The 13361-nt window shown below is 72.6% G+C and carries 16 protein-coding genes; 2 read left to right on the top strand and 14 right to left on the bottom strand.

Going from position 1 to position 13361, the window contains the following annotated elements; translation table 11 throughout:
• Positions 1-212 precede the first annotated feature (212 nt).
• Positions 213-1043 (bottom strand): oxygenase MpaB family protein, encoded by an 831-nt coding sequence (locus ASF82_RS04850; protein WP_056054100.1) that lies wholly within the window; start codon positions 1041-1043, stop codon positions 213-215.
• Positions 1044-1109: 66 nt separating this feature from the next.
• On the opposite strand from ASF82_RS04850, the gene ASF82_RS04845 reads away from it, so the two are divergent.
• A complete protein-coding gene (locus ASF82_RS04845) occupies positions 1110-1610 on the top strand; it encodes an NUDIX domain-containing protein (RefSeq protein WP_056054096.1) in 501 nt (166 codons plus the stop codon).
• 52 nt (positions 1611-1662) lie between these two features.
• On the opposite strand, the gene ASF82_RS04840 is transcribed toward ASF82_RS04845, so the two are convergent.
• From ASF82_RS04840 to ASF82_RS04820, 5 genes are all read right to left on the bottom strand, one after another.
• The gene (locus tag ASF82_RS04840; protein ID WP_082514318.1) at positions 1663-3294 is read right to left on the bottom strand and encodes a stealth conserved region 3 domain-containing protein; all 1632 of its coding nucleotides are present in this window, start codon (positions 3292-3294) and stop codon (positions 1663-1665) included.
• Positions 3295-3403: 109 nt separating this feature from the next.
• On the bottom strand, positions 3404-3769 hold the full coding sequence (locus ASF82_RS04835) for a DUF6804 family protein (RefSeq protein ID WP_056054093.1): 366 nt from the start codon (positions 3767-3769) through the stop codon (positions 3404-3406).
• Positions 3770-3878: 109 nt separating this feature from the next.
• Entirely contained in the window at positions 3879-4463 is a 585-nt protein-coding gene (locus ASF82_RS04830) for a GDSL-type esterase/lipase family protein (RefSeq protein ID WP_056054090.1), read from the bottom strand.
• Positions 4464-4548: 85 nt separating this feature from the next.
• Complete coding sequence (locus tag ASF82_RS04825; RefSeq protein ID WP_056054086.1) at positions 4549-4788, bottom strand: hypothetical protein; 240 nt, start codon at positions 4786-4788, stop codon at positions 4549-4551.
• Positions 4785-6422: an SDR family oxidoreductase gene (locus tag ASF82_RS04820; RefSeq protein WP_082514317.1), complete on the bottom strand. Its 1638-nt coding sequence runs from the start codon at positions 6420-6422 to the stop codon at positions 4785-4787. Before ASF82_RS04820 ends, ASF82_RS04825 begins: the two co-directional genes overlap by 4 nt.
• 25 nt (positions 6423-6447) lie before the next feature.
• On the opposite strand from ASF82_RS04820, the gene deoC reads away from it, so the two are divergent.
• Positions 6448-7176 (top strand): deoxyribose-phosphate aldolase, encoded by a 729-nt coding sequence (gene deoC, locus ASF82_RS04815; protein ID WP_056054082.1) that lies wholly within the window; start codon positions 6448-6450, stop codon positions 7174-7176.
• A gap of 156 nt (positions 7177-7332) precedes the next feature.
• Here deoC and ASF82_RS04810 read toward each other — a convergent pair whose 3' ends face one another.
• The 8 genes from ASF82_RS04810 to ASF82_RS04775 all read right to left on the bottom strand — a co-directional run bounded on the left by ASF82_RS04810 (position 7333) and on the right by ASF82_RS04775 (position 13205).
• Entirely contained in the window at positions 7333-8274 is a 942-nt protein-coding gene (locus tag ASF82_RS04810; RefSeq protein ID WP_056054079.1) for a bifunctional riboflavin kinase/FAD synthetase, read from the bottom strand.
• 5 nt (positions 8275-8279) lie between these two features.
• Positions 8280-8738: a hypothetical protein gene (locus ASF82_RS04805; protein ID WP_056054076.1), complete on the bottom strand. Its 459-nt coding sequence runs from the start codon at positions 8736-8738 to the stop codon at positions 8280-8282.
• Between the two features lie 76 nt (positions 8739-8814).
• The gene (locus ASF82_RS04800) at positions 8815-9183 is read right to left on the bottom strand and encodes a hypothetical protein (protein ID WP_056054073.1); all 369 of its coding nucleotides are present in this window, start codon (positions 9181-9183) and stop codon (positions 8815-8817) included.
• Positions 9180-10094 carry a tRNA pseudouridine(55) synthase TruB gene (truB, locus tag ASF82_RS04795; RefSeq protein ID WP_056054068.1) on the bottom strand — a complete coding sequence of 305 codons (915 nt, stop codon included), beginning with the start codon at positions 10092-10094 and terminating at the stop codon, positions 9180-9182. Before truB ends, ASF82_RS04800 begins: the two co-directional genes overlap by 4 nt.
• 34 nt (positions 10095-10128) lie before the next feature.
• Positions 10129-10695: a hypothetical protein gene (locus ASF82_RS04790; protein ID WP_056054063.1), complete on the bottom strand. Its 567-nt coding sequence runs from the start codon at positions 10693-10695 to the stop codon at positions 10129-10131.
• Positions 10696-10729: 34 nt separating this feature from the next.
• Positions 10730-11398 (bottom strand): hypothetical protein, encoded by a 669-nt coding sequence (locus ASF82_RS04785; RefSeq protein WP_156369918.1) that lies wholly within the window; start codon positions 11396-11398, stop codon positions 10730-10732.
• On the bottom strand, positions 11395-11991 hold the full coding sequence (locus ASF82_RS04780) for a hypothetical protein (protein ID WP_156369917.1): 597 nt from the start codon (positions 11989-11991) through the stop codon (positions 11395-11397). The genes ASF82_RS04785 and ASF82_RS04780 overlap by 4 nt, the downstream gene beginning before the upstream one ends.
• On the bottom strand, positions 11988-13205 hold the full coding sequence (locus tag ASF82_RS04775; protein ID WP_056054052.1) for a hypothetical protein: 1218 nt from the start codon (positions 13203-13205) through the stop codon (positions 11988-11990). Before ASF82_RS04775 ends, ASF82_RS04780 begins: the two co-directional genes overlap by 4 nt.
• Between the last annotated feature and the right edge of the window lie 156 nt (positions 13206-13361).

Below are 13361 nucleotides of genomic sequence, written 5' to 3'. Positions count from 1 at the left end.
AGAGTTCAGAGTTCAGAGTTCAGAGTTCAGAGTTCAGAGTTCAGAGTTCAGAGTTCAGAGTTCGGAGTTCGGCGTTCGGCGTTCGGCGTTCGGCGTTCGGGATCTGAGACATCACCGCGACAGACGGCGGCGACGAGCCGGGGCCGGGCACGACCGACGCCGAGGGGGCACCACGCAGCGACGGACGACTAGGCGACCCGCGGTGTGGCTCCCTAGCCGGCCTGCTCCGTGCCCCGCTGCGCCATGTAGCGCCGCAGCCGCCGCAGGTAGTGGTCCCGCAGCACGTGCCTGACCCGCGCGGGCAGCCGCGGCACGACGACCCGGCTCACGCCCACGACGACGTCGAAGAGGCCCTGCCGCACCGCTCCCCAGGGCAGGCCGAACGCCTCCCTCACCGTCGCCGGCAGCAGCCCCGCCGTCACGAGGCGCGCGAGCGGCATGGCCAGGCGGAGCGCCACGGGCACGTTCACCGGGTGCAGCAGCTGGTGCGCGACGTCGCGGGTGACTTCGTCGACGGACAGCCCGGCGAGCTGGGCGTCCCACCAGGTGCGGAACTCGGCTCGGGTCGCCGGCCACAGCTCCGGCGGCATCTGGAGAGCCGAGCCGACGACCACGTAGTCGCGGTAGACGTCCTCCGCCGCCTGGGGCGACAGCGCCCCGTGGACGCGTTCGTAGAGCGTGATCGCCGAGTCGTAGAGCGTCGCCGCCACCCAGAGCTGTAGCTGCGGGTCGACCGCGTCGTAGGAGACCGGCGAGGAGGCGGCGCTCCGGACGGGCCGGTGCGCCCGGTCCACGAGCGCCCGCACGAAGGCGACCTCGTCGGGCGTGCCGAAGACGATGGCGTAGAGGTAGGTCATCGTGCCGTGCAGGCGGGCGAGCGGCCGGTCGACGAAGTCGCTGTGGTCGGCGACCCCGTGCCCCACGGCCGGGTTCGCGAGCTGCAGCAGGATGGCCCGGCCGCCTCCGCCGAGCAGCAGCGACTCCCCCGCCATGTCGGAGATCGAGCGCACGTCGGCCCCCCACCGCACGTCGTCGCCCCTCATCCCGTCAGCCTACGCGCGGCCAGGCACGGGCAGGCTCCTCGACGACGTGCTCGCTAGGCTCGCGGCATGGCCGTCCCCGACTTCATCCTCACCCTCCGCGAGTCGATCGGCACCGCGCCGCTCTGGCTCTCCGGCGTCACCGCCGTCGTCGAGCGGGGCGACGACCTGCTCATGGTCCGCCGCTCCGACACGGGCGAGTGGACTCCCGTCACCGGCATCATCGACCCGGGCGAGCACCCCGCCGACGCCGCGGTGCGCGAGGTGCTCGAGGAGGCCGACCTCCACGTCGTGCCCGTGCGGCTCGCCGCCCTCGGGGTGACCGAGGGCATCGTCTACGGCAACGGCGACCAGGCGAGCTACCTCGACCACACGTTCCTGATGCGCTGGCAGAGCGGCGACCCCGCGCCGGCCGACGGTGAGAACACCGAGGCCCGGTGGTTCCCCCGCGGCGACCTGCCGCCGATGACCGCCGACATGCGTGCTCGCGTCGACGCCGCACTGTCGGGCGACCCGAGCACGCAGTTCGTCGTGGCGGGCGAGGTGCGGCGGGGCGAGCACCCGGCGTGACCACCTGCGGGAGGCGCGGTGCCGGCGGGTGCCGGCCCGAGCCTCCCCGGGGCTACGCCTCGATCTGGTCCTGGTCGCCGCCCGCACGGCGGACGCGGCGACGCTGCTCGGCCGTCTCGCGCTCGACGCGCTCCATCTCGGCCTTCTCCCACGGGGCCGCGAACGGGTAGTACCGCTCGAGGAAGTCGGTGACCGTCGCCGTGCGCTCCTCGTCGGTGACCTCGGGGAAGCTGCCGTCGTTGAGGCAGAAGAAGTCGTACGAGCGCTTCTTCAGCAGGTCGGAGAGCGAGGCGAGGTCGGCGACCGTCGTCGTGTCGACGTAGCGGACCCGGGCGGCCTCCTGCACGATCGCGCGCCCCGTCATCAGCGAGTAGTAGTGGTAGAGCGAGTTCGTCACGGAGACGTTCTCCTTCGCCCGGAACGGGCTCGACGCGGTCGCGCGGAACTCGTCCGCGAACTCGTGCTCCATCTCCGACATGACGCTGCGGCGCAGGGGCGCCGCGGTGTGCTCGAGATGACGGGTGGTGACCCTGCCGAAGCGCTGCTGCAGGAGGCGCCGGTTCACCCGGGCCGCGTTCTCGAAGCCGCTGCGCTCGGTGTTGTTGACGCCGAGCCCGATGCGCGTCTCGGCCTCGATGAACTTCGTCACCGAGCCCGGCGAGAAGAACATCGACGGCGCGACCGGGCGCCCGAAGAACATGTCGTCGTTCGAGTAGAGGAAGTGCTCGCTGAGCCCCTCGATGTGGTGCAGCTGCGACTCGACGGCCTGCGAGTTGTGCGTGGGGAGGAACGACAGGTCGGAGAAGAACTCCTCGCTCCGCACGACGCGCACGCGCGGGTGGTCGCCCAGCCACTCGGGCACCGGCGAGTCGGTCGCGATGTAGATGTTGCGGACCCACGGGGCGAACATGTACACGCTGCGGAGGGCGTACTTGAGCTCGTCGATCTGGCGGAACCGGGCCGGGGCGTCGTCGCCCTCGCCCACGACGTGGCGCTTCGCCTGCGCGGCACGGGCGCGCTGGTACTCGACCGAGTTGCCGTCGACCCAGGAGAAGACGATGTCGATGTCGAAGGTGATGTCGGTGGCGTGGTCGTCGAACATGTGCTCGAGGGTCGGCCACTCGAGGCCGTAGCGCTCGACGGTCGTCTCGACGGCCTCCTCGCGGGGCAGCGAGTAGCGCATCAGGGAGTTCTCGACGGGCACGAGGACCTCATCGTCGGTGAGGATCCAGAACTCGACCTGGACGGCCGTGCCGGCGCCGTAGCGGAGGCGGCCGATGGGCTCGACGCGGGGGCGGTACACCTTGAAGGCCCGCTCGGTCTCGGACTCGAGGCCCCCCTCGGCGACGAGGACGGCCTGGCCCTTGCGGGGCTTGGCGTAGAACGGCTCGGAGCCCGACGCCGCGATCATGGCGTCGATGAAGGCACGGCGGTGGACGACGTCGACCGCCAGCACGGGGCGCACGTCGTTGCCGCGGACGAGGAGGAACGGGATGGCCGCCTCGTCGAGGACGCGACGGATGAAGAGGAGGTCCTCGATCATCGACTGCTGCGGCGTGAGGTGGCCGTTCAGGAGCGTGAACTGCCCCTTGCGCACCACCACGTCGTCGCGGTCCAGACCACCGGGTCGGGGACGAGGCGTCAGCAGAGGACTCTCTGTCGTACCGGTGATCTCGGTGACCATTCAGACTCAACTTCCCGTGGGGGCCTCGGGACGGCCGCCGCACTCTAGAACGAACTGATTTTAGCTGGTGGAAGCGGGTTCTCGTGAACGCCGGAACTCGTCGTCCCGGTCAGCGACGTCGAGCGGGGCGGGCGTCGCCCGTCGCCTGCTCCGTCGGCACCTTCACGAGGACCCCCGTGACCACGAACGCGACCGCGCCGGCGAACTGCAGGGCGGCCCACGGCTGACCGGAGAGCGGCACGACGGCCACGGGGTTCCAGATCACCGCGATCGCCGCGAGGACGGGCAGCGCCCACCAGGTCCGGCCGCGCCAGGCGAAGACGAGCATGATCAGCGCGAGGATCGCCACCGCGAAGCGCACGATCGTGAAGGTCGGCGAGTCGAGCAGGAACGCCCCGACAGTCAGCACGATCGCCCCGAGCAGACCGGGCGCCAGGGCGGGTCGCAGGAAGGCGGGAGCGGTGGGCGTGGGCACGGGCTTGCGACCTCTCGTCAGGCCGCGGGCGCGGCACGGACGAGCCTATCGGGGGCACCCTGGGCACCCTGCGCGCCCCCGACGCGTCGGGCGCCCCGACGCCTCGGGCTCAGTCGATGTCGTAGGGCACGTTGAGCACGCGCAGCGGCGCGCTCATCGGCGGCTCGTCGCGGAGCCGCGCCAGCCCGGGCACGAGCTCGGCGAGCCACGCCTCGTAGCCCGCGGCCGTGAGGTGCAGCTGGTCGTCGCTGAAGTCGGGGCGGATCGCGTCGCCCGACTCGTCGGCCAGCGCGGGCCACAGGTCGAGGTACTGCGCCCGGACGGTCGAGGAGAACTGGCGGAGGTGCCGGTTGGCGTCCTTGATGCGCGGGGCGTAGTCGGCGCCCCGCGGCATGATCGACTGGAGCAGCAGCCGGGTGCCGGGCAGCTCGCGCCGCATCGTCACCATGATCGACTCGACGCCGCGCACGACCTGCTCGACGGTGCGTCGCTGGCCGAAGTCGTTCGTGCCGATCAGCAGCACGACCGAGTCGGGCTGGGCCGCCACGACGTCGTCGAGGCGCTCGGCCAGGCTGGTGGTGGTGTCGCCGTCGACGCCGAGCTCGACGACGTCGTCGTCGGGGAACCAGGCGGTCCAGTCGCCGCCTGCCGTGATGCTGTCTCCGACGAAGACGAGTTTCTCGCCGTGCGCCATGGGGGCCTCCTGTCGTCGTGTTCGCGACCGGCCGTGCTGCCCGAGGGCGGCTCCACCGGTCGCGGGGTGGTTCGACGCTACCGCGTCAGTCGCGGAAGCGTCGAGGTCGATGGGACGAGATGCGGTCGAGGCCCCGTCGCACGCCGGGCAGGAGCACGACGAACGACGCGACCACGACGACGATCCCGAGGGTCACGCCCAGCCACAGCGGCACGGGCGAGGCGGGCCCGTCGCCCGCGGAGCCGAACGGCGACGGGCTCGGCGTCAGCGTCGCCGACGCCCGCAGCAGCGGGGCCAGCAGCGGGGCGGCGAGCAGCGGCGTCACGACCCGGCCGCGCTGCTGCCGGGGGCGTCGTCGGCGCTGACCCGCGCCTCCTGGGCTCCTCGCCCCGCGGGCACGTCGACACCGTGGGAGGCGGCGGCCGCGTCCCGCTCGGCCGTGGCGGTGATGCGCTCGAGCATGCCGGAGAAGATCACCCCGTGGAAGGGCAGGATGGCGAACCAGTACAGGCGCCCGCCGAGCCCCTGCGGGAAGAAGACCGCGCGCTGGCGGTAGTGGGAGCCGCCGCCCTCGCGGGGCGTCACGGTCATCTCCAGCCACGCGCCGCCCGGCACCTTCATCTCGGCCCGGAGCCGCAGCAGGTGGCCGCGCTCGATCTTCTCGACGCGCCACCAGTCGAGGGCGTCGCCCGCACGGAGCGTGCTGCGGCTGCGACGGCCGCGCTGCAGCCCCACTCCCCCGACGAGCCGGTCCATCCAGCCCCGCGCGGCCCAGGCCAGCGGGAAGGAGTACCAGCCGTTCTCGCCGCCGATGCTCTCGACGACCTTCCAGAGCTCCTCCGGAGGCGCGGTCGAGTCGGTCTCCCGGTCGTCGGTGTAGACGATGTGGCCCGACCAGTCGGGGTCGCTGGGCAGGAGGTCGCTGGGCGCTCCCGACACCGAGCTGTCCTGCCAGCTCGTCTCGACCTCGCCGTCCTTCTCGCGCTGCAGCGCGAGGCGCACGGCCTGGCGGTAGCGCAGCAGTCCCTCGGCCGGCGCCGGCACGTACTGGTCGATGTCGTGCTCGTGCACGACGCAGTCGTACTGGAGCGACGCGATGATCGGCACGGCGAGGGCGCGGGGCACGGGTGTGACGAGGTTGACCCACTGCGAGGCCAGCCACGGCGTGAAGACCGGCAGCGAGGCGATGGGGCGTTGCTTCAGCCCCGCCTCCAGGGCGTAGCCGTTCATCATCTGGCCGTAGCGGAGGACGTCGGGGCCCCCGATGTCGAAGGTGCGGTTGACGTCGGCGGGCACGTCGGCGGCCCCGAGGAGGTAGTGCAGCACGTCGCGGACGGCGATCGGCTGGATCTGGTTGCGGACCCACTTCGGCGCGGGCATGTAGGGCAGCACGTCGGTGAGGTGGCGGATCATCTCGAACGACGCCGAGCCCGAGCCGATGACCACGCCCGCCTGGAGGGCGACCGTCGGGACCCCGCTCGCCAGCAGGATGTCGCCGACCTCCTTGCGCGACTGGAGGTGCTTCGAGAGCTCGCCCTCGGGGTGCAGGCCGCCGAGGTAGACGATGCGGCCGACGCCTGCCTCACGGGCGGCGTCGGCGACGGTGTGGGCGGCCTCCGCCTCCGCCGCCTCGAAGTCGCCGCGACCGCCCATCGCGTGGGCGAGGTAGTAGACGACGTCGACGCCCTCCATGGCGGGGCGGACGGTGGAGGCGTCGGTGAGGTCGCCCTCGACGACCTCCACGTCGCCGGCCCACGGGACGTCGACGAGCTTGCCGGGGCTCCGCACCAGGACGCGCACGTCGGCGCCGGCCGCCACCAGGCGCGGCGTCAGACGCCCGCCGATGTAGCCGGTCGAGCCGGTGACGAGGACACGGCGCCGCGCGACCGCGCCGTCGTTCTCGCGCACGACGGGGTCGGCGGCGGGGCGGGGGTCGGACGGGACGGGGTCGGTGGCCATGTGCCCAAGCTACGCTGGCAGAATCATGACTACCCAGCAGCTCCCCACGGTCGCCGCCGTCGCCGGCATGATCGACCACGCGATCCTCAAGCCCGAACTGACCCGTGCCGACGTCGACGAAGCGCTCGACACGGCCGCGGCGCACCACGTCTTCAGCGTGTGCGTCCGCCCCTCCGACGTCGCCCACGCCGTCGACCGCCTCGAGGGCACCGGCGTCCTCGTCGGCACCGTCATCGGCTTCCCCCACGGCACGACCTCGACCGAGGCCAAGGTCGCCGAGTCCCGTCAGGCCGTCGCCGACGGCGCCGTCGAGCTCGACATGGTCGTCAACGTCGGCCGGCTGCGCAGCGGCCTGCTCGACGATGTCGAGGCCGACGTCCGCGCCGTGGTCGAGGCCGCGGGCGACCTCGTCGTCAAGGTCATCCTCGAGACCGCCTTCCTCAGCGACGACGAGATCGTCGCGGGCTCGAAGGCCGCCGAGCGGGCCGGCGCGGCCTTCGTCAAGACCTCCACCGGGTTCGCCGGCGGCGGCGCGACCCTCCCCCACCTGCGCCTCATGCGCGACGCGGTCGGCGAGGCCGTCCAGGTCAAGGCGTCGGGCGGCGTGCGCGGCCTCGACACCGTCCTCGAGATGCTCGACCTCGGCGTGACCCGCTTCGGCACCAGCGCCAGCGGCACCATCCTCGACGACCTCGCGCACCGGCTCGAGACCGGCAACGCCTCCGGCGCCGGGGACGACGCGACGTCGTACTGAGCTGACGCCGGCGAGCCCCGGCCGACGCCGCGACAGAGCAGGAGGCCCGCACGACGATCGTCGTGCGGGCCTCCTGGCGTCCGGGCGTCCGCGCGACCGGGCCGTCGCGGCGCGGGCTCGTCCGGCCGGCGCGGGCGGAGGCCGCACGGTGCGGGATCAGGGCGCGGGCGCCCCGAGGATCTCACGGCACCGCACGACGTCGGCCCGGATGTGGGCGATCAGCGCGTCGAGCCCCTCGAAGGCGACGTTGCCCCGCACCCAGTCGACGAAGTGCACGGTGATCTCCTGCCCGTAGAGGTCGAGCGTCACGTCGAGGAGGTGGGCCTCGACCTGCTTCTCGGGCACGCCCTCGAAGGTCGGGTTGTTGCCGACGGAGACGGCCGCCGGGTACAGGGTGTCGCCGACGAGCACCCGGGCGGCGTAGACGCCGTCGGCGGGCACGAAGCCCTCGCTGTGCGGCTCGAGGTTGGCGGTGGGGAACCCCAGCTCGCGGCCGCGCTGCTCGCCCTGGACGACGACGCCCCGCACCGCGGGCTCCCGGCCGAGCAGCTCGGCGGCCTCGCGCACGCGGCCCCCGTCGAGCAGCTCGCGGATCCAGGTCGAGGAGGCGCGGCGTGCGCCTCCGGGGCGGACGTCGTCGATCGAGACCACCCGGAGCCCGCGGGTGGCCCCGAGCTCGCGGAGCGTATCGACGGTGCCGCTGCCCCGGACGCCGAAGCGGAAGTCGTCGCCGACGAAGACGACCCGCGCGTGGAGGGCGCCCACGAGGATCCTGTCGACGAACTCCTCGGGAGCGAGGGCGCGGAGCTCGTCGTCGAAGGTGAGCATGAGCGTCGCGGCGACGCCCGCCTGCTCGAGCAGCTCGCGCTTCTGGCGGTTGCTGACCAGGGCCCGGGGCACGTCGCCCGGTCGCAGCACGGCGAGCGGGTGCCGGTCGAAGGTGACGACGGTGCTCACGAGGCCCTCGTCGGCGGCCACCTGCTCGAGGAGGTCGATGACGGCCCGGTGGCCGACGTGGACCCCGTCGAACTTGCCGATGGTGACGGCGCTCGGCCCGAAGTCGGCCGGGACGGAGGCGACGGTCTCGAAGAACTGCACGTCGCCTACTCGGGCAGGCCGGTGACGGACTCCGGCTCGCCGTCGTGCGCGCGCTCGGCGGCGGTCGGTCGGGTGCGCGCGAGCCAGATCATGCCCAGCACGGGGAGCAGGAGCGGCACGAAGCCGTAGCCGCGGCCGAAGAACGACCAGACGGTGTCGTCGGGGAAGAGGGCCGGGTCGAGCGCGGTCACCAGCCCGACGATCAGGACGCCGGCGAGCTCGAACGAGATGGTGGCCCAGGCGACGGCGTAGGAGGTGGTGCCCCGCTTGACGAGGGCCACGGTCGCGACGATGTAGACGACCGCCGAGAGGGCGCTCAGCGTGTAGGCGAGCGGCGCCTCCGAGAACTGCTCGGCGATCTGGAAGACGGAGCGGCCGGTGGCCGCCAGGGCGAGGAGGGCGTAGACCGCGACGAGGACCCGGCCGAGGCCGACCGCGCGCGTTGACTTCTGAGTGACCATCATCGACCAGGATAGGTCGCGGTCGCCGTGCGCGCCGACACGGGCGGCAGGGTCGACGGGATGCGGCTCGTCGACGGCGTCACGCGACCTGCACCGTCCAGATCTGCAGCATGCGGTAGACCATCACGGCGACCGCGAACACCGACGCCGCGAGCACGAGGTTGCTCCACCGGGTCCGGTCGACGAGCGCCCAGACCACCGCCAGGGGCGGGAGGAGGATGGCCGACACCAGGTAGATGTAGAACTCGACGACGTTGCCCGTGGGCGGGTTGCCGACGAACGGGGCCACGATCGCGACGACGAGCTGGACGAGCAGCAGCACGAGCACGAGGGCCGTCGCACCGACGGTGATGTCGTTCGGCAGCTTGCGGGCGAACCCGGCGACGACGCAGACGAGGCCGGCGACGCAGGCCACGACGACCTGCACCCAGGTGAACCACTCGATCATGCCGACACCTCGTCGCTCGGGAAGTTGACGATGGGGACGGCCTGCCCCCGCCGCACCTCGACCAGCCCGGCGAGGTCGCCGGAGGGCGTCACGGCGGCGACGGGCCCGGTGGTGTCGTCGATGCCGACAGTGACGCGCTTGCCGTGGCCGAGGTCGACCGTCTCGTCGGCGGTCATCCGCCAGACGGGGAAGAGGCGCTCCGCCACCGCGGTGGGGGGCAGGAGGGCGGGCGCGACGTCGATGCTCTCGAGGACGGCGGCGTCGGCGACGTCGAAGGGGCCGACGGTCGTGCGGCGCAGGGCCGTGAGGTGCCCGCCGACGCCGAGCCCGGCGCCCAGGTCGCGGGCCAGCGCCCGCACGTAGGTGCCGGAGGAGCAGCGCACCCGGACGTCGAGGTCGCGGACGGTCACGGTGCGCCCGGCCTCGTCGACGACCTCGGCGGTTCGCCGGTCGAGGACGGAGAAGTCGGAGATCGTCACGTCGCGGGCCTTGAGCTCGACCTCGACGCCCTCGCGGGCGAGGTCGTACGCGCGACGGCCGTTCACCTTGATGGCGCTCACGGTCGTGGGCACCTGGCTGATCGGGCCGCAGAGGGCCCGCACCCCGGCGTCGATCGCCTCGTCGGCGACGGCGGAGGCGTCGTGCGTGGCGGTCGTCTCGCCCTCGGAGTCGTCGGTCGTCGTGGCCACGCCGAGGCGGATGGTCGCCTCGTAGGTCTTGTCGAGGCCGACGAGGAAGGTCAGGAGGCGCGTCGACGAGTTCAGGCCGAGCACGAGGAGCCCGGTGGCCAGCGGGTCGAGGGTGCCGGCGTGGCCGACCTTGCGGGTGCCGGCGGCCCGGCGCACGCGCGACACGACGTCGTGGCTGGTGATGCCCTGCGGCTTGTCGACGAGGAGGATGCCGCTGTTCACGCGACGACGCTACCGCACCGGCGAGGGGCGGGCCTCAGCACGCGTCGTCGAACACGCGGCGCGGGTGCTCCGGGTCGCTGACGTCGACGACGGAGGTCGCCCGGGCACGGAGGCCGCCGCGGTGGGCGTCGGCCGTGACCCAGACGCTGTAGTTCCAGAGGCCGGCGAGCTCGGGCTCGTTGAGCCCGGCGCCGTCGACGAGGAGGATCGCGTCGGCGGGCCCGGTGACCCAGCGCGGCTCGGCGGCGCGGCGGGCCTCGCGGTCATAAGCCGCCTCGACCCACCCGGTGCTGCCGCCGAGGCGGAAGGGCTCGATGAGGACGCGGCGGAAGAGCTCGGGCGCGAAGGCCGGGTCGGCGGCGCCGATGTCGGGCGACGAGCCCGTGTCGACGGGGACGACGAAGTCCTCGACGGAGGCGCGGAAGGCCGCGTGCCCGAGCTCGCGGAGGGCGTCGGCGAGGTCGTCGGCGAACGCGGCCTGGCCGGCACCGGGCAGGCCGTCGACGGCGACGAAGGCGCGGCCCCTCGAGTAGTTGTGCAGGATCTCGGTCGCGAGTGCACGGAGCGTGTCTTTCTTGGCGGGGGCCCAACGGGTGGTCATGAGGTCACCCTAGGCCGCGGTGCCGCGCGGCGGCTCAGCGGCCGGTGATCACCCGGCCCTCCGCGTCGAGCCAGCGCACGGTGGTGAGCATCGCGTCGAACAGCTCGACCAGTGCGTCCGCCACCGCGTCGCTTGCGGCCTCCGTGTCGGTGGTGCGCTCGTGGGTCTCGAGCACGGTCAGCGTCGCCGACACGAGACGGTCGAGCTGCCCGGTCACCCTGGTGAGCGTCGTGCGCCGGCGGACCACCCGACCCGGGGAGTCGCGGGCCGGCTGCCGATCGCCGGTCTCGCTCCACACGACCGCCGGTTCACCTCCCACGCCCAGGGCTGTCGCGCCGCGGCCGACCCGCCCCAGCAGCAGCCGGTCGAGGTCGTCGGTCGACCGTGCGACGACCGGCACCACCGTGACCACCATGCTCGCGGTCGTGCCGGTGTCGGGCAGCGGACCGGCGGTCACGTAGGAGTCGAGCACGTGGCCGTCGACGTCGGCGGCGCGGGCCTCGATCAGCCCGCTGCCGACCCGCTGCGCGAACTCCGGCGGCACCTCCCCGCCGAGGACGCTGCCGAGCTGGTCGACGACGGCGTCGAAGGCCATCTCCGGCCGCAGCTGCCCCGGGATCTGCACCCAGCCCCGGGGCACCATCACCGCGTAGCCCACGCCGACGACACCCGGCCCCCGCCGCACCCACCGTGGCGCGGTCATCGGTCGACCCCCGTTCCGCGGAGCAACCGAGCCCGCACAGGGTCGAGCGACTCGACCGGCTCGTCGGCAGCCGGGTCGCCCCGGCGACGTGCTAGCAGCCGCCGCACCCCACGGACGACGTAGACGACGAGAGCCACGGCTGCTGAGGCCAGCATGACCAGGCCTGACATGCCCGCTGGTTCCGTCCAGAACACGCCCTCGTCGAAAGCGAACGAGTACGCGATGCACAGGTAGGCGTTCATCGCCCAGACGAACGCCATGAAACCTGGCTGAGACCCGCTCGGAGTTCGAGGTTCTCGAAGGATCATCTCCACAGCCATCGCGGCGATGGGAACGGCGAGCAGGGCGAAAGTGACGCCTGGAACGTGGAACGGCGGCCAGCCCGGAGATGGATCGTAGACAGACTCCAATCCTCGCGGTCGACGTCCGTCGAGCTCCCACCTGTACCCGATGATGACGTAGGCGATGTTGACGCCCTGCGTCACGAGGACCGGTGCGAGGCTGAGGTAATAGGCCACGAGCCACAACCAGCCGAAAGAACTTCCATCAGCCGTCTCGGCGCGTCTACGGCCGGATGGGCGTTTGACCTTCATCTCGTCCTGACCTTCCCCGGGACCGCTTCTCCGGGGGGCTGGACCATGCGCGTCACGGTGACGACGTAGTCGGAGGCGTTGAGCGCGTGAGCGATCTTGAGGTCTCGGACCACGCGGCTGACCGCAACCGGGTCGTCGAAGCATGCTCCTAGCCGATCTCGTCGCAGGAAGGTCTTGATCTGAGCCATGTCGACGTCCCCCAGGTTCTGCCGGAGGGACTTGCTGAGGAGGCCAGGGGCGGCTCGGTCCCACGTCGCCTTCACCCATGCCGTCGCCAGCGACCGCGACTGGCCCGACGCGACCAAGCCGTTGACCCGGTTCACTGCGATGCCCTTCGCAGCGGTCTTGGCACCAGCGACGAGGACCGATCCGGTGCCGAAGGTGGCGAGGGACAGGGCAGCGAAGGCGACGTCCGACCACTCGCCAGTCCCGACGGCGGCTTGAGCGGTCGTGACGGCCAGGACGCCGACCATGAGGGCGAACGCGAAGACGTTGACGCCCGGGATGAAGAGAGCCGCGACGGCCAGCGCCATGCCCACGAAGCCTGCGACTGTGACGAGGCCGTCGATCCAGTGGTCGTTGTCCTCCATCCACTGCTGGAAGCCGTCGAAGGCCACGCCCGCGGCGCCGCTCACGTCGTCCCAGAACGAGTCGCGGGGCCCGTCGGCCTCGAGGTCGTCCAGGCGCGCGATCGCGGTCGTCGCGGCGGCCTCGACCGCGGCGTGCGCGGCGTCCACACGGCCGCCGTGGAGCACGACACGCTCGGCAGCCTCAGCGAGGCGCAGGCGCTGCACGCGAGCGAGCTCCTCGTAGTCGGCCCGCGCCTCCTCGCCGACCGCGACCAGGGCCATGCCCTCGTATTTCTCGACCAACCGTCGAGCCGCGTCGTGGTCGTCGACCGCGAGGCCGTGCTCTCGGAGAGCGGGCGCCGAGGCCGCCTGTGCCTCCTCCAGGGCGGCGGCGTAGGCCCGCAGCGCCTCCCCCGCGCCCTGGTAGCGACCGTGCACGCTCCGCAGCTGCTGCTCGACCTCGCCCGCCGACGCGAGGAAGGCCTCGATCGCGTCGCTCTGTGCCCCCTCGGCGTCCAGGGTGCGCAGCGACTCGGCCGCCGACCAGATCAGCTCGGCCGTCGCCCCCCACCGCACGGCCAGCGCCAGCACCTGGGTCGGATCGCCCGTGACCCGGGGCTTCGACAGATCGCCCGCGACGTTCACGACGCCTCGTCGCGGAGGGTCCGAGGGCAGCGGGGTCTCGTCATGGTGGATCCTGTCTCACAGTGGTCGGCGGGCTGCTGCCCAACATTCCACATGTACCGTTCTGTCGCCACCCGGCGGCCGATGCTGGGGACGATGACCGGGGCATCGCGCCTG

The sequence above is a fragment of the Frigoribacterium sp. Leaf164 genome (assembly GCF_001423665.1).
Taxonomy (GTDB): domain Bacteria; phylum Actinomycetota; class Actinomycetes; order Actinomycetales; family Microbacteriaceae; genus Frigoribacterium; species Frigoribacterium endophyticum.
Note: the sequence above shows the minus strand (reverse complement) of the source record. Positions and strands in the feature narration are given on the sequence as shown.

What these genes read in the sequence shown, in the direction of transcription:
- ASF82_RS04850 (WP_056054100.1), bottom strand. Translation starts at nt 1,043, where the DNA reads ATGAGGGGCGACGACGTGCGGTGGGGGGCCGACGTGCGCTCGATCTCC.
- ASF82_RS04845 (WP_056054096.1), top strand. Translation starts at nt 1,110, where the DNA reads ATGGCCGTCCCCGACTTCATCCTCACCCTCCGCGAGTCGATCGGCACC.
- ASF82_RS04840 (WP_082514318.1), bottom strand. Translation starts at nt 3,294, where the DNA reads ATGGTCACCGAGATCACCGGTACGACAGAGAGTCCTCTGCTGACGCCT.
- ASF82_RS04830 (WP_056054090.1), bottom strand. Translation starts at nt 4,463, where the DNA reads ATGGCGCACGGCGAGAAACTCGTCTTCGTCGGAGACAGCATCACGGCA.
- ASF82_RS04820 (WP_082514317.1), bottom strand. Translation starts at nt 6,422, where the DNA reads ATGGCCACCGACCCCGTCCCGTCCGACCCCCGCCCCGCCGCCGACCCC.
- deoC (WP_056054082.1), top strand. Translation starts at nt 6,448, where the DNA reads ATGACTACCCAGCAGCTCCCCACGGTCGCCGCCGTCGCCGGCATGATC.
- ASF82_RS04805 (WP_056054076.1), bottom strand. Translation starts at nt 8,738, where the DNA reads ATGATGGTCACTCAGAAGTCAACGCGCGCGGTCGGCCTCGGCCGGGTC.
- ASF82_RS04800 (WP_056054073.1), bottom strand. Translation starts at nt 9,183, where the DNA reads ATGATCGAGTGGTTCACCTGGGTGCAGGTCGTCGTGGCCTGCGTCGCC.
- ASF82_RS04790 (WP_056054063.1), bottom strand. Translation starts at nt 10,695, where the DNA reads ATGACCACCCGTTGGGCCCCCGCCAAGAAAGACACGCTCCGTGCACTC.
- ASF82_RS04785 (WP_156369918.1), bottom strand. Translation starts at nt 11,398, where the DNA reads ATGACCGCGCCACGGTGGGTGCGGCGGGGGCCGGGTGTCGTCGGCGTG.
- ASF82_RS04780 (WP_156369917.1), bottom strand. Translation starts at nt 11,991, where the DNA reads ATGAAGGTCAAACGCCCATCCGGCCGTAGACGCGCCGAGACGGCTGAT.